Annotated in this window: 18 protein-coding genes and 6 tRNA genes; 10 read left to right on the top strand and 14 right to left on the bottom strand. The window is 68.2% G+C overall.

All coding sequences use genetic code 11. From position 1 onward, the window contains the following. Nucleotides 1–2: 2 nt before the first annotated feature. The 8 genes from V1227_RS39480 to V1227_RS39445 all read right to left on the bottom strand — a co-directional run bounded on the left by V1227_RS39480 (nucleotide 3) and on the right by V1227_RS39445 (nucleotide 3,504). Entirely contained in the window at nucleotides 3–1,646 is a 1,644-nt protein-coding gene (locus V1227_RS39480) for a KGGVGR-motif variant AAA ATPase (RefSeq protein WP_329790169.1), read from the bottom strand. Continuing rightward, nucleotides 1,631–2,239, bottom strand: coding sequence for a TIR domain-containing protein (locus tag V1227_RS39475; protein ID WP_329790168.1), 609 nt, complete (start codon nucleotides 2,237–2,239; stop codon nucleotides 1,631–1,633). The genes V1227_RS39480 and V1227_RS39475 overlap by 16 nt, the downstream gene beginning before the upstream one ends. 168 nt (nucleotides 2,240–2,407) lie before the next feature. After that, nucleotides 2,408–2,479: transfer RNA gene (locus V1227_RS39470), tRNA-Val, on the bottom strand. Nucleotide 2,480: 1 nt separating this feature from the next. Then, nucleotides 2,481–2,553, bottom strand: a tRNA-Gly gene (locus tag V1227_RS39465). Nucleotides 2,554–2,712: 159 nt separating this feature from the next. Continuing rightward, nucleotides 2,713–2,784 (bottom strand) — tRNA-Val (locus V1227_RS39460). A gap of 1 nt (nucleotide 2,785) precedes the next feature. Then, nucleotides 2,786–2,857, bottom strand: a tRNA-Cys gene (locus tag V1227_RS39455). A gap of 42 nt (nucleotides 2,858–2,899) precedes the next feature. Beyond that, nucleotides 2,900–2,972, bottom strand: a tRNA-Gly gene (locus tag V1227_RS39450). Between the two features lie 106 nt (nucleotides 2,973–3,078). Continuing rightward, entirely contained in the window at nucleotides 3,079–3,504 is a 426-nt protein-coding gene (locus V1227_RS39445; protein ID WP_030477975.1) for an SsgA family sporulation/cell division regulator, read from the bottom strand. A 256-nt stretch (nucleotides 3,505–3,760) separates the two neighbouring features. Between V1227_RS39445 and V1227_RS39440 the strand changes: the two genes are divergently transcribed. The 4 genes from V1227_RS39440 to V1227_RS39425 all read left to right on the top strand — a co-directional run bounded on the left by V1227_RS39440 (nucleotide 3,761) and on the right by V1227_RS39425 (nucleotide 5,745). Then, nucleotides 3,761–4,384, top strand: coding sequence for an RNA polymerase sigma factor (locus V1227_RS39440; RefSeq protein ID WP_236217339.1), 624 nt, complete (start codon nucleotides 3,761–3,763; stop codon nucleotides 4,382–4,384). Beyond that, on the top strand, nucleotides 4,381–5,169 hold the full coding sequence (locus V1227_RS39435; protein ID WP_329790167.1) for an anti-sigma factor: 789 nt from the start codon (nucleotides 4,381–4,383) through the stop codon (nucleotides 5,167–5,169). The genes V1227_RS39440 and V1227_RS39435 overlap by 4 nt, the downstream gene beginning before the upstream one ends. Before the next feature lie 22 nt (nucleotides 5,170–5,191). Next, the gene (locus tag V1227_RS39430; protein ID WP_329790166.1) at nucleotides 5,192–5,617 is read left to right on the top strand and encodes a TIGR02611 family protein; all 426 of its coding nucleotides are present in this window, start codon (nucleotides 5,192–5,194) and stop codon (nucleotides 5,615–5,617) included. A 56-nt stretch (nucleotides 5,618–5,673) separates the two neighbouring features. Continuing rightward, a tRNA-Val gene (locus V1227_RS39425) sits at nucleotides 5,674–5,745 on the top strand. Between the two features lie 294 nt (nucleotides 5,746–6,039). Here V1227_RS39425 and V1227_RS40790 read toward each other — a convergent pair. From V1227_RS40790 to V1227_RS39410, 4 genes are all read right to left on the bottom strand, one after another. Further along, nucleotides 6,040–6,381 carry a recombinase family protein gene (locus tag V1227_RS40790; RefSeq protein ID WP_442916422.1) on the bottom strand — a complete coding sequence of 114 codons (342 nt, stop codon included), beginning with the start codon at nucleotides 6,379–6,381 and terminating at the stop codon, nucleotides 6,040–6,042. Nucleotides 6,382–6,385: 4 nt separating this feature from the next. Then, a complete protein-coding gene (locus V1227_RS39420; protein ID WP_329790165.1) occupies nucleotides 6,386–6,745 on the bottom strand; it encodes a cyclophilin-like fold protein in 360 nt (119 codons plus the stop codon). A 437-nt stretch (nucleotides 6,746–7,182) separates the two neighbouring features. Further along, a complete protein-coding gene (locus tag V1227_RS39415) occupies nucleotides 7,183–8,286 on the bottom strand; it encodes an alpha/beta hydrolase (RefSeq protein WP_329790164.1) in 1,104 nt (367 codons plus the stop codon). A 55-nt stretch (nucleotides 8,287–8,341) separates the two neighbouring features. Then, complete coding sequence (locus tag V1227_RS39410) at nucleotides 8,342–9,619, bottom strand: multidrug effflux MFS transporter (protein WP_329790163.1); 1,278 nt, start codon at nucleotides 9,617–9,619, stop codon at nucleotides 8,342–8,344. 102 nt (nucleotides 9,620–9,721) lie between these two features. On the opposite strand from V1227_RS39410, the gene V1227_RS39405 reads away from it, so the two are divergent. Next, entirely contained in the window at nucleotides 9,722–10,585 is an 864-nt protein-coding gene (locus V1227_RS39405; protein ID WP_329790162.1) for a helix-turn-helix transcriptional regulator, read from the top strand. Nucleotides 10,586–11,697: 1,112 nt separating this feature from the next. Here V1227_RS39405 and V1227_RS39400 read toward each other — a convergent pair. Together V1227_RS39400 and V1227_RS39395 are read right to left on the bottom strand one after the other, a co-directional pair. Next, the gene (locus V1227_RS39400; protein ID WP_329790161.1) at nucleotides 11,698–12,933 is read right to left on the bottom strand and encodes an amidohydrolase family protein; all 1,236 of its coding nucleotides are present in this window, start codon (nucleotides 12,931–12,933) and stop codon (nucleotides 11,698–11,700) included. Between the two features lie 53 nt (nucleotides 12,934–12,986). Further along, entirely contained in the window at nucleotides 12,987–14,393 is a 1,407-nt protein-coding gene (locus V1227_RS39395; protein ID WP_329790160.1) for an amidohydrolase family protein, read from the bottom strand. A gap of 98 nt (nucleotides 14,394–14,491) precedes the next feature. On the opposite strand from V1227_RS39395, the gene V1227_RS39390 reads away from it, so the two are divergent. The 5 genes from V1227_RS39390 to V1227_RS39370 all read left to right on the top strand — a co-directional run bounded on the left by V1227_RS39390 (nucleotide 14,492) and on the right by V1227_RS39370 (nucleotide 20,726). Continuing rightward, a complete protein-coding gene (locus tag V1227_RS39390) occupies nucleotides 14,492–14,965 on the top strand; it encodes a MarR family winged helix-turn-helix transcriptional regulator (RefSeq protein ID WP_329790159.1) in 474 nt (157 codons plus the stop codon). 177 nt (nucleotides 14,966–15,142) lie between these two features. Next, nucleotides 15,143–15,385: a hypothetical protein gene (locus tag V1227_RS39385; protein ID WP_329790158.1), complete on the top strand. Its 243-nt coding sequence runs from the start codon at nucleotides 15,143–15,145 to the stop codon at nucleotides 15,383–15,385. Nucleotides 15,386–15,605: 220 nt separating this feature from the next. Next, nucleotides 15,606–15,944 (top strand): hypothetical protein, encoded by a 339-nt coding sequence (locus tag V1227_RS39380; RefSeq protein WP_329790157.1) that lies wholly within the window; start codon nucleotides 15,606–15,608, stop codon nucleotides 15,942–15,944. Nucleotides 15,945–16,276: 332 nt separating this feature from the next. Next, complete coding sequence (locus V1227_RS39375) at nucleotides 16,277–20,299, top strand: hypothetical protein (protein ID WP_329790156.1); 4,023 nt, start codon at nucleotides 16,277–16,279, stop codon at nucleotides 20,297–20,299. Further along, entirely contained in the window at nucleotides 20,268–20,726 is a 459-nt protein-coding gene (locus tag V1227_RS39370; RefSeq protein WP_329790155.1) for a hypothetical protein, read from the top strand. The genes V1227_RS39375 and V1227_RS39370 overlap by 32 nt, the downstream gene beginning before the upstream one ends. Nucleotides 20,727–20,749: the final 23 nt, after the last annotated feature.

The following is a 20,749-nucleotide window of genomic DNA, read 5'->3' as shown; positions in this document are numbered from 1 at the left end:
TTTCAGTCCGTGAACGCGTTGATTCGTCGATCGATGCGGGTGAGCAGTGCGCCCACCTCTGCGCGCAACCGCCCCGGCACCGGCACGCCGGTCCTGTTGCTCCGGCTCTTGCTGAGCAGCATCAGGTCCGCCGACCGGTCGCGGAGGAGGTCCATGTCCCCGTCGTCGAGGGCGCTCGTCATCCCGCCCACCGTCTCCCCGAGCAGTGCGAGCCGTGCCTCGTAGGAAAGTTGGTCCGGCAGCTCGCGCAGGGCGGCCTCCGCGATGCGCAGCGCTTCGAGATCCGGCTCGGTCTCGGGCGCGGGAGCCGCCTTGATGAGGTCGTGCAGTTCACGCGCCACCTGCGCGGGCCGCCCGGCCGGGTCGAACTCCAAGTGCCGCAAGCTGCGCAGGAAGCCGGGGAGCAGCTCACGGTCCGTGCCCCGGGTGAGCAAGCAGAACATCTGCCGCTGAGACCCGTCCGGTCCGAGGGTGCGTCGCATGAAACGTTCCGCCTCGGTCAACTGCCACCGGCTCAGCGCACCGTCGACCACGAGGCAGAGGTGCTCGGCGGGATCGTCCGTCTGATCGAGGAATTCAGGGTCTCCCGACACCGACCTGTCGGCTGTCACCCCGAGCAACCGCAGTTCGGTGATGAGCTCCGTCCCAGTGCGCCAGAGCGTCCGCGGACTGGACACCAGAAGGTCCCAGTCGAACTTGCGGCGGTGTCGCGAGCGGGCCGCCGCCACGTAGGCGTCGCGGTTGTCAGCCAGGAGGTCGGTCCGGTCGAACTCCTGGGCGATCACCGCGGCGACGGTTTCCAGAGCGAACGAAATCTGGTCCGAGGACGGAGGTCGCTCGGCCAGCACCGGCAGCAGTTCGCCGAAGCTCCAGTACGAGATGTACGGCACCGTCAGATGTCGCACCATCTGTTCCGGAGTAACGCCCTTGACCAGCCAGTTGCTGAACAACGGCGCAACGACGCCGACGCACTTCTGCTGCCATTCCTCGGCCCGCTCGTACTCCATGCGGTTGTCGAGCCGAGATAGCACCGGCATCACCTGATGACGTGGCCGGTCGTAGGGCAAGCGGTCCCGCGCCTGATCCGCGAGGTGGACGATGTCCACGACCTCGTTGAGGTTCTGCTCGTTGGCGGTGAACACCACCACCAACCGGTCCGGCAGTTGCGCGGCGCAGATGCCGGCGATGTCCGAGACGCCGGTACGGCTGTCGATCAGCACGAAGTCGTACTTGGCAATCCATTCCTCGCGGCGGTCCTCGAGGTATTCGGCGAAGCCCTGTTCGTAGAGCTCCTCCCAGTCGATCTCCTGCATCCGGTACGTGTAGGCAGCGTCGAGCTTGTTCCCCACCACCTTGCCCGCTGCCATCAGGTCGAGCACGCCACCCTCGACGTCCACACGAACCGTGTGTGCCGGAGGCACTTCAACCTTTTGGAGGAAGTCGTAAGCGAGATCCACCACACCGCTGTCCGGCATGTGGGAGAGGTGGGGGCGGAAGTAGAGGTGAAGACCGGGCGCTTCCAGGTCCCAGTCGACGGCGAGCACCCGATAACCCCAGCGGGCGAGCAGCACCGCCGTGTTGGCCAAGGTAAAGCTGCGCCCGACGCCGCCCTTGTAGGAGTAGAACGTGATCACGGTTCCGGACATGGCTTGAACCTCGGCAAAGGCGGTCGCGGAGTGACGATCGGGTCGGGGAGCTCGACGATCGGCCAGTCGGGCTGCCAGTCGGGAACCTGGTTGACCAGTTCCACCAGATCCCGGGCCAGCCGCTTCACTTCCTGGTGAAACTGGAAGTAGTGGACGGTCTGCTGGTACACCGGATCGGGATGCGCGAATTCCTTGAAGTCGTGATAGCTGCGCATCCGTTCCTCCTCCGGGAAGTTCTCCGAATCAGAGAAGAGGATGGGATAGATCAATCCCTGGGGGATCTCGGCGGTGGCAAAGCCCAGCATCTCCTCCCGAGCCCGCATGCTGTACAGCTCCGCCATGCACCAGCCCGACGTGAAGTAGTGCGGTGTCATGACCTGGATCATGATCTTGCTGCGCCGCAGCGAGGTCTGCAGGTTGTGCGCCCACTGCACCGCTTTGGGCATGTGGCGGTCCATGTAGATCTTCGGCGTCGGTGCGCACTCGTCGGCGAGGCAGTCCTTCAGCTTGTTGTAGAAGTGGTTCAACAGCCATTTCTGGACGTTGCCCTGACGGCTGTAGCTGATGAAGAAATCGAACTCGTAGCCGGACACGAGGAACAACGTTAGATGCGGCGCACCGGTCGATAAAAGACAAAAAAGTGGGCATTTTCGGCCGTTGCGACCAAAAATTGGACAAAAACCGGGCGGACGACCTCACGAGCCCGGAACAGCGAGAAGCCCCCCGATCGAGTTCGACCAGGGGGCTTCTTCGGTGCTGAGTGGACGATACTGGGATTGAACCAGTGACCCCTACCGTGTCAAGGTAGTGCTCTCCCGCTGAGCTAATCGTCCGAGCGGATGACGAGACTCGAACTCGCGACCCTCACCTTGGCAAGGTGATGCGCTACCAACTGCGCTACATCCGCTTTGCTCCCCGGTTTCCCGCGGCGCGAGAGGAACTTTATCCGACGGTCCCCGGAAGTTCCAAATCGGCTGATCTTGAGGCCGAGGCGCCCGCCGGCAGGCCCCGGGAACGCCAGCGGGGCCCGGTGCGATGTGCACCGGGCCCCGCTGGGTGATCCGAGTGGACGATACTGGGATTGAACCAGTGACCCCTACCGTGTCAAGGTAGTGCTCTCCCGCTGAGCTAATCGTCCGAGGCGGAGACGGGAATCGAACCCGTGTACAGGGCTTTGCAGGCCCTTGCCTAAGCCACTCGGCCACTCCGCCAGGAGCATGAGTCCACAGCGAAACTCCACTGAGGACCCACAGAGCGGATGACGAGACTCGAACTCGCGACCCTCACCTTGGCAAGGTGATGCGCTACCAACTGCGCTACATCCGCGTACATCACTGACTTCGTGATGTTGAAACTACCTTATACGAGGGGTTCAAGCGGTTTTCACCGGGGGTGCCCGCTTCGCCTTCGCGGGCCCCCTACCTCGGGTTATTCAGCTCAGGTCGTTCGAGATGAGGTGCGTGAGCGCCTCGTCGACGTTGACCCAGAGGTGCTCGTTGCCCGGCACGACCACGTCGTAGGTGCGGTCGAGGAAGTCGGCGAGCTCCTGGGCGGACGCCTCGAACATGGCGTGGCCGGACGGGGAGCTCAGCTCGATCACGACGACCTCGGGGTCGTCGGCGGCGGGGCGGATCCGGACGTCACCGTCGCCGGCGTCGGCGATGAGACCGTCTGCGAGCAGGTCGCGGGCGTACACCCACTCGACCCAACCGGCGCGGCCGGTGCGGAACGCGGCGACTACCGCGTACGGGTCCTTCGTGTCGTATCGCAGCTCCACCTGAACCGGAACCGCGGGGGTCCTCGGCGCCAGCAGGTCGAAGACCGCTGTCGAGCGGAGCGTCACGTGATCGTTGCGCATCGTCGTTACCCTCTTCTCCCTTCCCGGTCAATGAAACGACCGAGCACCTCCGTTGTGACGTGCATGTGGCGAGGAACGCTCGCGATCCGGGGTCAGATCACCCCATCGGGTCAGCTCGACTCCGCAATGCGACCGCTTGCACGCACTCCGTGTCCTCCTCGCTCGTCAGCCGATGTTCAGCGACCCCCATCTTGCTGGGTCTAACCTGAACCCGGTACCGGCTGTTGCGCGAATGTTGGACGTGAGGACATCTCTGGTGGCTGAATCGCCCGGCCCGACCGTCGCGCCACGCGACGGCAGGCCGACTGATTTCGAGCTCGTGCAAAGGCTCGCACAGGGCGATCGGCCGGCGTTCGGTGAGCTGTACGACAGGTACGGCACACCAGCCTATTCGCTGGCCAGACGCATCTGCGTGGACCCGGAACTGGCCGAGGACGTCGTCCAGGAGGCTTTCCTCGCGCTCTGGCGGCACCCCGCCAGGTTCGACCCCACCCGCGGAAGTTTCGGCACCTGGTTGATGACCTTGGTTCACCACCGCGCGGTGGATGCCGTACGTAAAGAGAACACCCAAAGGCGCCGAACTGTTCCCCTCACCGACGACGTATCGCCGCCTCCCACCGAGGGCTCGGACCACGCGGCGTTGGTCAGCGTGGTGAGCGCTGAGGTCAGAGCAGCGCTCCACACGTTGCCCGAAGAGCAGCGCCAGGTGATAGCCCTCGCCTATCTGGGTGGCTACACGCAGTGCGAGGTCGCGAAACTGACGGGCGTGCCACTGGGGACTGTGAAATCGCGCACGTTCGCCGCCATAAGACGTCTGAGAGGGACGTTGGGCAACTTGTGGACCGGCGAGACCGGAGAGACGACGGGAGCACACCGGTGAACGGCGACCCGTGCACCCAGGAGGAGCTCGCCGTCGGCTGGGCGATGCACTCCTTGGAGCCCGACGAGGAAGCTTTGGTCCGCGACCACCTGCCGACCTGCCCCCCGTGCCGCAGCACGGTGCGGGCGACGCAGGAGGTCTTGGCGGGCATCGGCGGAGCGGTCCGCCAGGAGCAGCCACCACCCCGCCTGCGCGCGAGGCTGATGGAGCAGATCGAGCAGACCCCGCAGGAGCCCCCGGCGCACCACCACACCCCGCGCCACGCGGCGGCCCCGATCCCGCTGCGCCCGCAACACCGCCGCCGCACCGGCCGCGCACTGCTGGCCGCGGCCGCCGCAGCCGCGGTCCTGGCGGGAGGCGCCTACCTCGGCGTGCGCGTGAATCAGCTGTCGGACCAGGTGACGGCCTCCGAAGCCCGCACCAACGACCTGAACACGGCTCTCTCGCTGGCCGCCGACCCGAGCACGAACAGGGCGGTCCTGCGCACCGACAAGGGCGACGAGGTGGCCGTCGTCCTCTCGAACTCGGCCGCCGCCGCCGTGGTGCCGAAGGGCCTGAAACCGAACGACCCAGGCCATGTTTACGTAGTTTGGGGTGCGAGCACGAAAGCGCCGGTACCGTTGGCGATGTTCGACGTTCGTGCTGGTTCGACCGACCCGCAACTGCTGGCCTGGTCGTCCGAAGCGCACAAGCACACGACCTTCGCGGTGTCGCTCGAACCGGGCCGCCAGCTCCCGCCGGAACCCTCGGACGTGGTGGCGGGAGGCCAGGTTGCACCCGCCTGAGTCCCAACAGGATGATCGACACATGACGAAGCCCGACGTGAAGCCCGAGGACGAGCACAAGGGCTGGCGCCACTGGTTCCACCGCAACCCGGCGCTGAACCTCGCCTACCGCATCGGCGTCGGGGTGATCGGCGGCATCGTGCTGGTCGCGGGCGTCATCATGATCCCGTACCCCGGCCCGGGCTGGCTCGTGGTCTTCGCGGGCCTCGCGATCCTCGCGACGGAGTTCGAGTGGGCGGGCCGAGTCCTCAAGTTCGCGAAGCGCTACTACGACCGCTGGATCGAGTGGCTCAAGCGCCAGCCGTCCTGGGTCCGCGGCCTCGTGATGGCCGGCGTCTGCGGCATCGTGCTCGTCACCTGCTACTTCCTCAACGTGTTCGCGCTGGTAGGCGGCTGGTTCGGCCTCGAGTGGAGCTGGTTGCAGAGCCCGATTTTTGGTTCTCGTTGATGATGTTGTAAGCTATGGCCACACCGCGAGAGCGGGACAGCAAGACAACAGAACACGGGCGTTTAGCTCAGCGGGAGAGCGCTTCGTTCACACCGAAGAGGTCACTGGTTCGATCCCAGTATCGCCCACAGTGCGTTTTACCTGATCAGACGGCCTGTCGATGGATTCCATCGGCAGGCCGTCTGTCGTTGCGGGGAGCGAACGGAGAGCACGGCCTGATGAACACATTCGCGGTACCTAAGTGTTCATGCCGCTGACGGCCCGTTTTCCCGCTCCCAGGTCCATCCCCGTCCTCTTCCCAGCGGCGCTGCAATCACGCCAGCATGCGGGTGATCATGACGTCCGTCACATGCGAGTAGTTGTCGTTGACGCCCTTGCGCTTGTGACCCAACCGCGCCAGCCGCACCACCCGAGGAACCTGATCACGCTCTCGAGTTCGTGCCTGCGGTCCAGACTCTGCAGCAAAGCGGTCGTCCCTGTGAGCCGATCCGGACAGTAGACCTCCGGAGTGAGGCAGGTCGGGCAGTCGCCCAGCGCGCAGAAGGCCACAGCGGAATCATCTCTCCCTGCCGGGTGAACGGTTCGGGTGACCGAATCCATTCGGAGACGGGGTTGCGGGCGTTGCCTCCGGGTTTGCGGGCGCGGCGGTTCCACACCATGTGCCCGGTGTACTTCGGGGTGGTGAGGGTGTCGCGCACATTGGAGTGGGTCCACAGGCCGACCGCCCCGCGACCGGGGCTCGGCGTGGGCGGTGAGTTGGTCACCAGTTCATTCGGTGTGGATTTCGACAGTTGCGGTGATGGCGCCGTCCAGGTCGGCGATGCGGCTGGAGGCGTCGCCGTCCAGACGTCCGATGATCACAATGCCGGAATAGTAGGACTGGTCGCCGTAGTAGAAGACGAGATCGTTGCCGGGCGCGTAGTACCCGACATCGCCGATGTCGGGGTCCGCGCCGTCTGGTTGACCGTTCCGTGACAGCGGTGCGGGCAGCGGTCCGGTTTTCTCCACCGAGCCGTGATCGATCATGTCGATGGTCAGGGGTAGCTGGGCGATGAGGTCACGGCCAGTGGCGCTGTCGAAGATCGTGGCTTGAAGGCGCTGGTCGCCGACGGTGATCTGGATCTTCATCTGCTCTTCCTGGTGAGGCGAGGAGTCCGTGTCGCTGGGGGTGCCGCTTGGCTGCGGCGCTGCGGCTGTCGGTGAGCGGGTTGCGTCCCGGGCGCTGCCGGGTGAGGTCGATGGCGTTCCACCGCAGCCGGTGACGGTCACTCCGACGACCGTCAACAGCGCTGCGCAGACGACCGTGCGTGAGGCTGGCATGGGCGTCTCCATGTCCATGTCAGATGAGCCCGCCCGCGACGATGTGTCGAACGGGCTGTCATCGGTTGGCAGCGAAGTCCCGCGCTGGCGACTGGTTCTCGTTCGGTTCGTGCGCTTGCGCGGGTTGATCGGGTCTGTGCGCGCGGTAGGCAATCCGTGCCCGCGGTGCGCCATCAGCAAGCTGCGCGGGGTGACCGTTCCGACCGTTTCCCAGAGGGCCGCTTCCGCGGCGGACGCACTCGCGGTCAGGCGAGGTTGGTGGTGAAGAACTCGTCGAGCCTGTCAAAGGGGATGAGGTCCTTGCGGTCGTACAGGTCGACGTGGTCCGCGCCGGGGACGATCACGAGGTCGACGGTGCCGGGGGCCATCGCCCGGACGTCCTCGGAGTAGTAGCGGGAGTGCGCATCCGCACCGGCGACCAGAAGGGCTTTGCGGGGCGCCAGCATGTCGATGTTCGTCATCAGCGGGAAGGCGAAGAACGACATCGGCGTGGTAGCGGTCCACGCGGTGGTCGAGTTGATCGAGCGCGGGTGGAATCCGCGCTCGGTGCGGTAGTAGTCGAAGAAGATCCTCGTGATCGGGTCGGCGTCCGGTGGGAGGGTCTTGGGCAGGACACGGTCGGTAGGGGCAACGTTGCCGTTCTGGTCGAAGGGGACCTCGTGGGAGAGCCGCGCGCAGGTGCCGTTCTCGGCGTCGATCCAGCGCTGCCGGCTGAGGTGGTCGACGACCTTCTGGCGCTGCTCGCGGGTGTAGTAGTCCTGGTGGCCGCGGGACATGCTGCGCGACATGTCGTACATCGAGGTCGTGGCGACGGCCTTGATGCGGCTGTCCGCGGCGGCCGCGGTGAGCGCCATGCCGCTCAACCCGCAAACGGCCATGGCACCGATGCGCTCGCGGTCGACGATTTTCTGCAGACCGAGGAAGTCGACGGCGGCGCTGTAGTCCTCGGTGTAGATGTCGGGTGAGGCCACGTCGCGCACCGTGCCGCCGCTCTCCCCGGTGCAGGAGGGGTCGAAGGCGAGGGCGACGTAGCCGCGGCGGGCGAACTCGTTGGCGTACAGGCCCGAGGACTGTTCCTTGACCGCGCCGAACGGTCCGCTGACCACCAGGGCGGGCAGTGCGCCCCTGGCGTTCTTCGGCACATAGAGGTCCCCGGCGACCTGGATGCCGTAGCGGTTCTTGAACCGCACCGACGTCCGCTTGACGTTCTTGTCCAGCGCGAAGGTGTAGCCGCCCCTGCCCTGTCCTGTGGCGTCTTCGGCGAGGCTGGTCCCCGCGCCGAGGGAGGGCAGAGCCGCGAAGGAGGCGGCGGTCGCAGCGAACAGTCCGAGCGCTTTGCGACGTTCCATGAAGTGGTCCTCACATTCGATTGGTGGGAAGGACGAGACGGTCGGTGATGGCTGTTCAGGCGCCCGCGCCCGCTGGTCCGGTGGGCGTCTTCCCAGGTCGGGCGAGGAGGAGCAGGCCCGACATGGACAGCGCGACGCACGTGATCATCAGCAGGGCCATCGGTACTGCGGTGTGCTCGCCGCCGAGTCCGGCGATCGGGGCGATGACGCCGGCGGCGATCCACTGGACGAAGCCGAGAACCGCCGAGCCGGTGCCGGGGTGCTCGGGGACCTCCGCGGAGGCGAGTGCCCCGCCGTTGGGGCCGATGAGGCCCTGCGCGGTCATGAGCACGGCGAAGCAGACGATCGCGAGCGGCAGTGGGGTGTCCCACCACAGCGCACCGGCGAGCATCGCCACGCCGGCCAGCAGGGCGGCGATCTGTCCGGCGGCGATGACCTTGCGTGTCGCGACGCGTCCGGCGAGCCGGGCGGCGATCAGCGCGGCGGCCGTCATACCGGCGGCGTTGGCGGCGAAGTTTGCCGAGTACGCGAGCGGGGACATTCCGTTCATCGATTGCAGCACGAACGCCGATGTCGCCACATAGGCGAACACCGCCCCCATCGCCGACCCGCTGACCAGCACATACCCGATGTAGCGGCGCTGGCGCAGCACCAGCCGTCCGTTGGTCACGAACGCCCGCAGACCGCCGCCGTGCCGCTGCTCGACCGGCAGCGTCTCCGGTACGGCCACCAGCACAGCGAGGGTCATCGCCACGCCCATGGCCGCGACGGCCCAGAACGACACCCGCCAGTGCGACAGCTGCAGGACGACCGCGCCGAGCAACGGCCCGACGATCGGCGCGATACCGCCGACGGCCGCGATGACGTTCAAGATGCGCACCAGCCGGGCGCCACGAGCGAGGTCGACGATGACGGCCCGGCCGATCACCATCGCCCAGCCGCCGGCGAAGCCCTGCAGGAAGCGTCCCGCCATCATGACCGCGATGGAGGGGCTGAGAGCGCACACGACCGAGGCGACCGTCATGACGACGATCGAGGCGGTCAGCAGCCGCCGCCGGCCGTGCTGGTCGGACACCGGGCCGCCGATGAGCTGCCCGAGGGCCATGCCGACGAAGAAGGTGGTCAGAGTCAGCTGCACCTGCGTCGCCGTGGCCGTCAGGTCACCCGCGACGCGGGGGAACGCCGGCACGTACATGTCGGTGGCCAGCGGCGCGATCGCGGTCAGGAAGATCACGGTGGCGACCAGACCGGCGGTGAGCCGCGCCTGGCGACGCACCGGGCGGGCCACGCCCCTGTCGGCCGGCGGCGCCGGTGCGGAGATCGGTGAGGGCATGTATCTGAGCAAACCCGTTGCGGGCGGCGCCAAGAAGACACCAGCCATAGGTGTATCGGCAGTACATCCCAGTTCAGCGGGATGCGTCGTACCGTCGAGAACGTGAACAACCGAGCCGAAGTGCACGACTTCCTCACTTCGCGGCGTGCCAAGGTCACGCCTGAGCAGGCCGGCCTGCCGACCGCGGGGCAGCGCCGCGTCCCTGGGCTGCGCCGCACCGAGGTGGCCGCACTGGCCGGGATGAGCGTGGAGTACTACGCCAAGCTCGAGCGCGGTCAGCTCGCCGGGGTCTCCCCCGGTGTGCTGGAGGCGATCGCCCGCGCCCTGCAACTCGACGACGCCGAGCGGGCCCACCTGCTGCGGCTGGCACAGGAGGCCAACGGCAGCGGCGCGCTGTTGCGCCCCACCCGCAAGTCGAAACAGCGCGCGATCCGGCCGAGCCTGCAGTGGTCGCTCGACAGCGTCACCGGCCCGGCGATCGTGGTGAACCTGCGTCAGGACCTGCTCGCCGCGAACCTGCTCGGCCGTGCGATGTACAGCGATGTCTACACCGGATCAGCCGGTGCGCCGAACTTCGGCCGGTTCACCTTCCTCGACCCTGCCGCGCGCCGGTTCTACCCGAACTGGGACGTCGCCGCCGACATGCTGGTGGCGAATCTGCGCACCGCCGCAGGCGTCGATCCGCACGACAAAAGCCTGCATGACCTCGTGGGCGAGCTGTCCACGCGCAGCGACGAGTTCCGCCGCCGCTGGGGCGCGCACAACGTCCGCATCCACGGCACCGGTATGAAAACCTTTCGCCACCACGTCGTCGGCGATCTCGACCTGGCGTACGAGAGCATGGAACTGCGGGCCGAGCCGGATCTCATCATGACGATCTACGCCGCCGAACCCGGCTCGCCGACCGCGCAGGCGCTGTCGCTGCTCGCCTCCTGGGCGGCCTCCGAAACCAGCATCTCGTCGTGACCGAGCGCTGATCGAAGCACGCGACCGCGCCGATCGCAGATGCCGCAGGACCCGGCCGCACCGGTTCGCGGTTCCTACGGTGTCGTGTCGGCGAAGGACGCCCTGTCAGTACACCTGTGGACAGTGCCTTCCCCGGATGAATCCCGGCGACTTTCCTGGGTGGGCAACGGGTCAGGCCCCCGCCGAACCCACATCTCGACCTCACCGGTGGATCACCGTCCGCGTGAGACACCGCTCGGCTCGACACCGAAAGGCCACTTCATGCGCGGAGCAGTGATCCACGCCCCGGCGACGTCCGCTCCGAAGCTCTGGAGGACCCGAAGATCCTCCACCCGACCGACGCGGTCATCCGCACCGCTGTCACCTGCGTGTGCGGCTCGGACCTGTGGCCCTGGCGCGGCCTGGAACCGATCGGCGCTCCTCCCATCACCTGATCAACAGCTCGTCAACTGGTGCGGCAGAAGACGACGGAGCGGATGTAGGCGGCGTACGCACAGGCCCGAGTGGCTCCCGCAGACCTCTCCCGCTGGGCACTCCCGCAACTCCCCGCCTTCATGGATGTGAGGAGCGGCCCACGCGTGGACCGAGTCCTACCCGGCGCTGGACTGCCGGCACGTGATCAGCCTGACCGGTCCGGGCCGGATTGCGCGGGTGTCCGACCACGAGCCGAGGGCTGTCCGGTGAGATCTGGCCGTGCCAGGGGTACGCAGGGACCGGGGCTCCACCTGTGGCGGAGCGCGGTGACCGACGTCGGCGACGTCGACCTCGGTCACCGTCACACCGCGGGAACCTTGCACGGCGAAGGGCCACACGACGCTGGTGAAATCTCCCGTCGTCACGAGAACCCGTGAGTCGTCGGGCACGCTTGCCGCGACCAGACCAACGAGGGAGGAGACAGCCGAACCGATCGCCACCCGGTCGCCGTCCACGCGCACGAAGTCTGCGAAGCCTTGTCGAGCCCGCTCGACGTGGGCGTCCAACTCGGTCGATCGGAGTGCGCCTGTTCCCCACCTGTTCAACGTCGCTGCCACATTGCCGACACCGCGGCGGGCGGGACACCGATGCTCGCGGTGTTGAGACATCCCCTTGGTACGTCGAAGAACCGGCCCCGATCAGTCGGACTTGAGCCTCACGCCGCGCCGCCAGACCGCCTGGATGCCGAGCGTGTCGGAGATGATCGACGTGGGGTCGCCCTCGACCAGCAGCAGGTCCGCGCGCAAGCCTTCGGCGATCCGCCCGCGGTCGGTGAGGCCGAAGCGACGTGCCGGGGTGCTGGTTGCCGCGCGCAGTGCCTCGACAGGAGTGAGGCCTGCCTTGACGAGGTACTGGAGTTCGTGGTGGACGCTCGCGCCGTGGGCGAGACCGCCGAGGAACGGTACGGGCACCGAGGCGTCGGTGCCCACGATCAGATCGACGCCGGCCTGGTTCAGCGCCGCCACCGAAGCCATGACGTCGCTGAGAGCACCCTGGTGGTAGAGGTCGAAGCTGGAGCACAGCGTCTTCATCCATGCGTCGTCCAGCCGGGAGCTCACTCGCGGGTCCGCCGCGAACTCGGAGCCCGTGATGCCCATCAAGGAGGCGTTCAGCACCACGCACGGTACGACGAAGGTTCCCGAGCGGGCGATCAAGCCGATGATCTGGTCGTTGTGGGGTTGATCCAAGAACAGGTGGGCGAAGCCGTCGATGCCCGCTTCGAGGGCCATCCAGGTGGCGTCGACGGTCAGGGCGTGCGCGATCGTGAGCATGCCGTGGCGTTTGGCCTCCGCGACTCCCGCGTCCAGGGTCGCCTGGTCGAGCGCGGGGATTCCCGGATGTCCTTCGACGCTGCCGTCGTCGACCATGAACTTGATGTAGTCCGAGCCGGTTTCGACCAGCTGGGGGATGAAGGCGACCGCCTGCTCCGGAGTGGTCGAGAACGGCATGACCGGCGGACCGAAGTCACCGTTGGGGTATCGGATGGTGCGGTCGCCTACCGGCTCGAAGCCTTCCGGGAACAGTTCGCTGGGATGTCCTCCCGGCGGGGTGATGGCGAAGCCTGCCGAGCGCACATCGGCGACGGTGTCGTTGTCCGTGATGTGACCGCGGTTGCCGCGCGTGTGACTGCCCTGCATCTCCAGTTCCGTCGTCACCCCGAAACGGAGAGCGAGAGCGAGGGGTTCCTCACCGGTGTGGACGTGTGCGTCGATCAGCCCTGGCAGCAGGGTGCCGCTGCGGGCGTCGACGATCTCTGCATCGGCGGGGGCCTCGCGGCCGACGCCGGTGATCAGTCCGTCCTCGATGAGAACCGTTCGTGCGTCAAGCACTTCCCGGCCGTCGAAGATCCGTGCGTTGGTGATGGCGATGGTCATGGTCGTTCCACCGTTCCGGGGAAGTAGGGGCGGCGTGGATGTTGGAGGCAGGACTACTTTCTCGCCTGACGAACGCCTCGGCGCCAGACGTCCTTGATCGACAGCGAGTCGCTGATCTTCGTCGTCGGATCGCCTTCGACCAGCAGCAGGTCCGCGCGTGCTCCGGCGGCGATGCGACCCCGGTCGAGCAGCCCGAACCGCCGTGCGGGCGTGGACGTCGCTGCCTTCAACGCCGCGATAGGGGTGAGGCCGGCTTTGACCAGCAGTTGCATCTCGTGGTGGACGCTGGCGCCGTGGGCCATGCCGCCGAGCTCGGGCCACGCGACGGACACGTCCGTGCCGACGAGGATGTCCACGCCGGCCGTGTGCAGCGCCGCGACGGTCGCGAGGACCGCGTCGAAGTCGCCCTGCGGGTACTTGTCGAGGCTGCCGTTGAGCGTCGCGAGCCACTCAGGGCTCAGCTTCGGACCCACGCGTGAGTCCGCCGCGAGTTCGGCGCCGGTCCGGCCCATGATGGAGGCGTTGAGGCACAGGCACGGAGTCACGAACACGCCGGACCGCACCATGTTCTCGATGATCTGTGGCGTGTGCGGCCGGTCGATGAACAAATGTGCCAGGCCGTCCATGCCGGCGGCGATGGCCTGCTCGGTCGCCGCCACGGTCAGCGTGTGCGCGACGGTGAGCTTGCCCAGCCGTCGTGCCTCCAGCACTGCCGCCATGACCGTGGCGTTGCTCATCATCGGCAGGTTGGGCGCGCCGAGGACGTGCCCGTCCTCGATCATGATCTTGATGAAGTCGGAGCCCCCTTCGGCTCGGGTGCGCACCGCGGCGACGGCCTGCTCCGGTGTGGTGACCTCCGATTCGGCAGGGTTCGCCCCGGATTCGCCCTCTGGCGGACCCTCTCCGTCGCCCGTGTCCGGCTGAGCGTCGTCGGGAACCAGTTCGCTGGGGTGCCCGCCCGGCGCGGTCAGGCCGAACCCGGCTGAACGGACGTCCGCGAGGTCATCCCGGTTCGCGATCGACTTGCGCCCCGCCGCGTCGAAACCTCCCTGCATCTCCAGTTCTGTGGTGACGCCGAACAGCAGGGCGTCGCGCAGGCCTTCCTCCGAGGTGTGCACGTGGGAGTCGATCAGCCCGGGCAGCAGCGTGGCGCCGCCGGCGTCAACGATCTGGGCGTGCGGCGGCGGAGTGCCGGTGACCGCAACGATCGAGCCGCCCTCGATCAGGACGGTGCGCTGGTCGAGCACCCGTTCACCGTCGAAAATCCGCGCATTCGTGATGGCCGTCAGGCCCTGCGGCTGCTGCGGTGAGTTACCGGTGCAGGCTCCCAGCACCGTTGACGAGCCCACCGCGGCTGCCGTCAGGCCTGCCGACTTCAGCAGCACGCGACGGTTGATCGGACACATCGAGAACAACCCCTTCAATGACGTTCGGCATGTATGTGCATAGCGTCTATACATGCAAACTACATGCTTTTCGTGGAGGCCCGTGCCGATGCTGAGAGTTCCCTCAGGTGACAAGGCGATCGCCACCGCGTGGCTGGCTCTAGACTCGGCCTGTGGCGAAGAGGGACAAGTCCGAGGGCCGTCGCGAGGCGGATCTGCTGCTGGACGCAGTGGGCCCGGCGTTCGCCCGGCTGCGCAGGCGCACGACGCAGGTGCCGGTGGATCCGCCGGTCGAGCGCAAGGACATGAACCGCAACCTGGTGCTCAACGTCGTCGACGAGGCGGTGGGCGAGATCAGCGTCGGCGGCGTGGCCGAGGCACTCGGGATCGACCCGTCGGTGGCCAGCAGGATGGTCGGCGACTGCATCGCACACGGCTACCTGCTGCGCGTGCCGTCCCAGGCCGACGGCCGTCGCGCGGTACTGCAACTCACCGAAGCAGGAATCGCACTGCGCGACCGCTTCCGGTCACAACAACGTCAGGCATTCGAGTACATCACCCGCGACTGGCCCGAGACCGAACGCCACGAACTCGCACGCCTGATCATCAAGTACGCCGACGCCACAGCCGAAGCGACCAACCACTGAACCTCGGCACCGGCGTCCTCGCAGTCCGAGGCCGGCTATGCGTAGCAGCACCGCAGCGACGATCAGCGTGACGACGACCCACGCCGCGAACGCCAACGCGCCTGCGGTGGAGGTCAGTCGGGCAGGATCCTGTACGACGCCGGTGAATGCGGCACCGGCGTTGGAGGACAGGTAGCTGTGCAGCAGGCCAGGAACCTCACCGCCGACCTCGGAACGCGGATGGAGTCACTGCACTTCCTGCTGCGCGACCGCGACGGCAAGTACAGCGAGGTGTTCGACGCCGTCTTCGGAGCCGACGAACCACGCGTGATCAAGAGTGCGCCGCAGGCACCGCGGACGAACGCCCACTGCGAACGCATCATCGGCACCATCCGGCACGAGATCCTCGACCACGTCCTCATCTGCTCGACGAGAGAGTGAAGACGATGAGGGGCGAGCCGCGCGCAGGGCGTAAACCGGCATTCGGCCGTACCTCGCTCACCGAACACGACCGGCCATTGGTTACAGCGCGTTATCCGCTTTGATCCACGCGCCGTCCGGTTGCCGCAGCCTCAGCACTGGATCGGAGCTAGACCTCGTCGCCAGGCTCAGCGAGACTCTGAATCGTTCGTTCCCTAACGACATCTTCCGGGAGTTCGCATTGAGCAAGTTGCGCGGTATTGCTCTTGGGATTGCCGTACTCGGCGTGTCAGCTCTTGGCGGGACTTCGCCCGCTCAAGCACTTCCCGCCGGCGAGCAGGTGGCAAGTCCCGTGGGCGCGCAATGCACCCAGGTCTGGCAGTACACCGTCACGAGCTACGGCGACATGACCAACGCGGAAAGCGGTGGTTCCTTCGTCGGCTGGGCCTACCCCAACGACACGTTCAACGTTCGAATCCAGGGAAGCCCCCGCTACTACGGGTTCAACGTCGCGAACGGAAAATGGGGCTGGATTCTTTCCGGCAAACTGCAGTACACCGGCAACACGTGGTGCGCTTGATCTGACGAGCACCCGCACAGGTCGGAGGCCCGGAACCAGGAATGGTTCCGGGCCTCCGCCTTTGCCGTGCCTCGAGACCGCCGGGAGAACGGGTACTGAGCACTTCGGGGCAGCGCTGTTGCTCTGTCCGGCCCATTTGCGGGCCGAGTGGAACCGGTCCGTGCAGCGCTGCGTCATCCTGTGGACCGAGTACGTACCGCTGCGTTCAGGGGGAAGGACGGCACGGTGCCCGAGGACATCGCCGGTTCGGCGTCGAGGATCTCCGGCCGGGGTCGCGCCGGGCCTTGTCGAGTGGTGGCCAGGAACGTCGCCGAGACCTTCGGAGGCAAGTGATGTCGAACCCTCTGGTGGTCCAGCCCGATGCCGCGCCGTCCGGGTTCGTGAACGCCGGCACCGGTGACAACGGCTGGATGACGGGCATCTCCATCGCCGAGTCGGCGATGGACACGTTCAACGGCATCAAGGACGGCAACTGGGTCGAGGGCGGCCTGGGCATGGTGGGGCTGGTCGCGGACGCCGCTTCCATGGCGATCGACCCCTTCGGGACGTTGTTGTCGTCCGCGGCTTCGTTCCTGATGGAGCACATGCAGCCTCTCAAGGAGGCGTTGGACTGGCTCGCGGGTGATCCGCCGGTCATCGAGTCGTACTCGGCGACGTGGAACAAGGTGTCCGAGGAACTCGGCAAGATCGCTCAGGACTACCAGCAGGCGGTGCAGCAGGGCACGGCGCAGTGGGAAGGCGCGGCCGCGGACGCTTATCGGGCGGCTGCCGGGGCCCAGGGGGACGCGCTCGCCGGTGCCGCTTCCACCGCCGGTTCGGTTGGCACCGTTGTCGGTGTCATGGGCATGGTGGTCGGCTTCGTGCGCGAGATGGTGCGCGACCTGATCGCCGACCTGGTGGCGAAGCTGATCACGTGGGTGCTCGAGGCGGTGTTCACGCTCGGGTTCGGCACGCCGGTGATCGTGGCGCAGGCCGTCACGGCGATCTCCAAGTGGGCCACGCGGATCGGTGAGCTGATCCAGAAGCTCATCAAGACCATCAAGAAGGTCTCGCCGCTGCTCGGCAAGATCGTCGAGGTCTTCACGAAGATCATGAAGGTCGTCGGCAAGCTGGTCGGCAAGGTGACCGGGCTCGACGTGATCTCCACGAAGTCCATCAAGCCGGGCGGGTTGTTCCACCGCACCGACGCCCCGGACCTCTCGCCGTCGGGTGGGCGTGGCACGCCTTCGTCGCCCGACTCTTCTTCGTCCACTCCGGACTCATCGCCGACCTCGTCTTCGTCTTCCCCTTCACCGTCCTCGCCGGACGGTTCCAGCCCGACGTCGCCTTCGACCGGGTCGTCGCCGTCCTCGCCGCCGTCCTCGTCCTCGCCTCCCCCAGCTCCGAGCGGACCTTCGCCGTCGCCTTCGTCGAACGGGCCCTCGCCTTCGTCGTCGCCGAGCCCGGACGGGCCCGGTTCGCCGAACGCTCCGGCGCCCGGTTCGCCGTCGTCGCCTTCGGCCGGGTCGCCGTCGAGCGGCGGGCCCGCGGGCGGGCCGCCTCCGGGTGGGCCGTCGGCTCCGAGTGCGAACGGGCCGGGATCGACGCCGGACGCCCCGGCGGTGCCGCGCAACACCGGTCAGACGAGCCAGGCGGGTGTCACCACGCCGGAGGCTCCGACGCAGCACGCGCCTTCCGCGCCGCGTGACGGGGGTCCGTCGGCCGGCTCTCCGACCACTGCGCAGCAGGGGCCGACGGGTGGTCCAGCGGGAACGCCCGGTGCAGGGGCGCCGGGCAGTCCGCCGGCTGCCGGCGGTGCGCGTCCCGGGGCCGGCGGGGGGTGGACCGGTACGCCGGGCTCTCGCGGCGATCTCGGGTCGGGCATGCCGTCGCAGCGCACGCCGGACGTGTCGCCCTCGCCGGCTCGGCCGTCGGCGCCGTCGCAGCCCGGTTTCGGGCCGTCCGGGTCGCCGAACGCTCCCAGCGCGCCGCACAGCCCGAACGCGCCGCACGGTGGGCCGTCCGGACCGGGTGCGCCCCACAGCCCGAGCGGGCCGTCCGCTCCGAACGCACCGCATGGCGGTCCTGGTGCACCGCACGGTCCCGGTGGCGGTGCCCCGCACTCGCCGGACGGGCCGCACGGTCCTGGCACGACTTCGCCGGCGGGGCGGACGGACGCGCCCACGCGTCCGCAGTCGACCACGTCTCCCACTCACGCGGACGGCCCGTCCGCGCCGCACACGAGTCCGAACGCGCCCAACGCTCCCGGCTCGCCGCACGTGCCGCAGCAGCCCGGCTTCACGCCGAGTCCGGGTGGTCCCGGTGCGCCGCACGCCGGTGGTCCCGGGTCGCACGCGCCGGGTGGTCACGGTCCCGGCGGGCGTCCTGACGCGCCAGGGCACAGGCCCGACGGACCGGGCTCGCGTCCCGACGGGCGGCCCGACGCCTCGCGGCCCCGCACGGACGCGCCCGGCGGGCACCCCGGTGGTCCGAGCCGGCCCGACCCCGTCCACCACAGGCCCGATGCGGACGGCGCCCGCCCGCGCGGTGCGGAAAGCCCCACCACGCACCCCGGTCAGCGTCCCGACGCGCCCGGCCAGCCGCACCACCGGCCCGACGGCCCCGACGCCGACGGCCGCACGGACGGCGACACCCCGAACAGCCCGAACGCCCATGCGGACGAGCGCCCGACGCCGGAGCAGGCCCACGAACGGCACGCCGAGCGGACGCCCGCCGGTGTGTCGCACCACGGTGGCGACCCCGACATGGGCGACCTGCCGCACCGCGTGCCGGACGACCCGCGGTTCTTCACCGCTGACGTGCACGTCACGCCGGACGGCCGGGCTCGCATCGGCGGGCACCACTACACGCCGGCCGAGTACGCGGACATGTTGCGCCGCAGCGGGTACGACGGCAGCAGGCCGGTCCGCCTGATCGGCTGCGACGCGGGCGGCAACGACTTCGCGCAGCAGTTGTCGCGGCACCTCGACGCGCCGGTCGTGGCGCCGAACAGGCCCGCGTGGACGGACAGCAGCGGGCGCGTCTTCGCCAGTGACGCGGAGATCGGCCCGGACGGCACGCGCTCACCGCGGATCCCCCCGAACGGCGAGTGGGAGACGCACCACCCGGACGGGTCGAGGACCAGGGCCGGCGAGGACGGGTACGCGCCCGGCAGCGACCGGAACACCGACGGCGACGGCGCCAGGGACCGCGGGGACTCCGACGGCCAGGAGAACAGCGACGCGCCGGAGAACCAGGACGCCCCGCGCAGGCCGGATCCCGAGCACACGCCGATCCCGAAGGACCGGGTCATCAGGCCGGACGACCCGACCTACAACGACCGGTTCGTCGAGTACGACCGGCCGACGCACCAGCCGGTCGACCCGGACAACCCCGACGCCCCGCCGCGTCCGCTCAACCGGAACGAGGAGATCTACGCGCCGCACCGCGACCGGGAGACCGTTCCGGACGGCAACACCCAGCCCGACCGGCTGCAGCCGGTCGAGGCCCCGGACACGGTTCCCGCACCGCTGCGCGACCACCAGCCGCTGCGGCCGTGGACCGAGTACCCGGTGCGCAACGAGAACGGCACGCGCACGACGTTCATCACCGACGGCGACGGCAAGGTCAAGTGGGTCGAGGCGACGCCCGGCCGCCAGGACATGTCGATCGACGGCAAGGGCAAGTGGTCCGGGTTCAACCCCGACCTCAGCCACCCGCTGCTGCCGGACGTCCAGTACCAGGTGCCGAACACCCACAACCCGGACAAGGTGCTCTCGTTCCACACGAACGAGCACGGCCAGACCGACGCGATGACCGGTGAGGTCGAGGCGAAGGGGCAGAACACGGACTACCGCGACGACGACTCCGGCAAGGGCGCCCAGCAGCGCGCTTACCAGGAGGGCGAGGCCGCGTACCCGAGCAACCCGCCGGACCGCGAGCTCACCCCGCAGGAGCTGGAGAACTCGCGCGTCAAGTGGGCCGGCGGTCACCTGCTCGCCAACGAGCTCGGCGGCCTCGGCGAGTACCTCAACATGCACCCGCAGATGGCCGCGTCCAACTCCGGCAACATCCGCGACGGCTGGGTGCACGCCGCGTCGTGGCGGGAGAAGGAGAACTACCTCGTCGAGTTCGCCTCCAAGGAGCACCAGGACGTCCAGAACTACCAGGTGCGGGCCACCCGCGGCGCCGACGGCGTGCCGGACGAGGTGACCATGCGCTGGCAGGAGGTCACGTACGAGGTCGACGCGAACGGCAAGCCGAAGCTGGACGCGGACGGCAATAAGATCGTGGAGAACGTGGTGACCAAGGAACGGGTCTTCCCGAACCGTCCGGAGGTGAACTATGGACCCACGAACCGATACGCGAAGCGCTGAGATCTGCGCGCTGCTGGAGGCGGGCGCTCCGGTCGGGTGGCACCGCGTCACGCTGGACGTCTGGGCGAACGTCCACGCGTACGAGCTGGCCGCGTCGGCGAAGAACGCGCAGGGCAGGTTCGCGGGTGAGGTTCGGCTGGCGGACATGGTCGAACGGCTGCAGGACCTCCGCGAGCAGATGTACCGGGAGGACCGCGGCGCGTGGTTGTCGGCGCGGTTCGTGCTGCAGCGCGGAGCCGAGCCCGAGGTGACGTTCAACTACGACGAGAACCCGCGGTGGTCACCGGACCTGCACCCGATGATGTTCGTGCGCGACCTGGAGGCCTTCCCGAGGGCCGACGAGCACGTCCCGGACTGGTTGCGCGAAATGGTCGAACGCGGTGAGGAGCTCCAGCGCGAGCAGGAGGCGAGCCCGGCCGATCAGTAGGCTGGCCGGGTCCGACCGCGATC

Origin of the sequence: Lentzea sp. DG1S-22 (assembly GCF_036321065.1) — a bacterium.
GTDB lineage: Bacteria > Actinomycetota > Actinomycetes > Mycobacteriales > Pseudonocardiaceae > Lentzea > Lentzea jiangxiensis.
This window is presented reverse-complemented; position numbering and strand designations above follow the sequence as displayed.

Excerpts from the sequence above, each read along its gene's own strand:
- V1227_RS39480 (WP_329790169.1), bottom strand. The coding sequence starts at position 1,646 with ATGTCCGGAACCGTGATCACGTTCTACTCCTACAAGGGCGGCGTCGGG.
- V1227_RS39445 (WP_030477975.1), bottom strand. The coding sequence starts at position 3,504 with ATGCGCAACGATCACGTGACGCTCCGCTCGACAGCGGTCTTCGACCTG.
- V1227_RS39430 (WP_329790166.1), top strand. The coding sequence starts at position 5,192 with ATGACGAAGCCCGACGTGAAGCCCGAGGACGAGCACAAGGGCTGGCGC.
- V1227_RS39420 (WP_329790165.1), bottom strand. The coding sequence starts at position 6,745 with ATGAAGATCCAGATCACCGTCGGCGACCAGCGCCTTCAAGCCACGATC.
- V1227_RS39415 (WP_329790164.1), bottom strand. The coding sequence starts at position 8,286 with ATGGAACGTCGCAAAGCGCTCGGACTGTTCGCTGCGACCGCCGCCTCC.
- V1227_RS39410 (WP_329790163.1), bottom strand. The coding sequence starts at position 9,619 with ATGCCCTCACCGATCTCCGCACCGGCGCCGCCGGCCGACAGGGGCGTG.
- V1227_RS39400 (WP_329790161.1), bottom strand. The coding sequence starts at position 12,933 with ATGACCATCGCCATCACCAACGCACGGATCTTCGACGGCCGGGAAGTG.
- V1227_RS39395 (WP_329790160.1), bottom strand. The coding sequence starts at position 14,393 with ATGTATAGACGCTATGCACATACATGCCGAACGTCATTGAAGGGGTTG.
- V1227_RS39375 (WP_329790156.1), top strand. The coding sequence starts at position 16,277 with ATGTCGAACCCTCTGGTGGTCCAGCCCGATGCCGCGCCGTCCGGGTTC.
- V1227_RS39370 (WP_329790155.1), top strand. The coding sequence starts at position 20,268 with ATGGACCCACGAACCGATACGCGAAGCGCTGAGATCTGCGCGCTGCTG.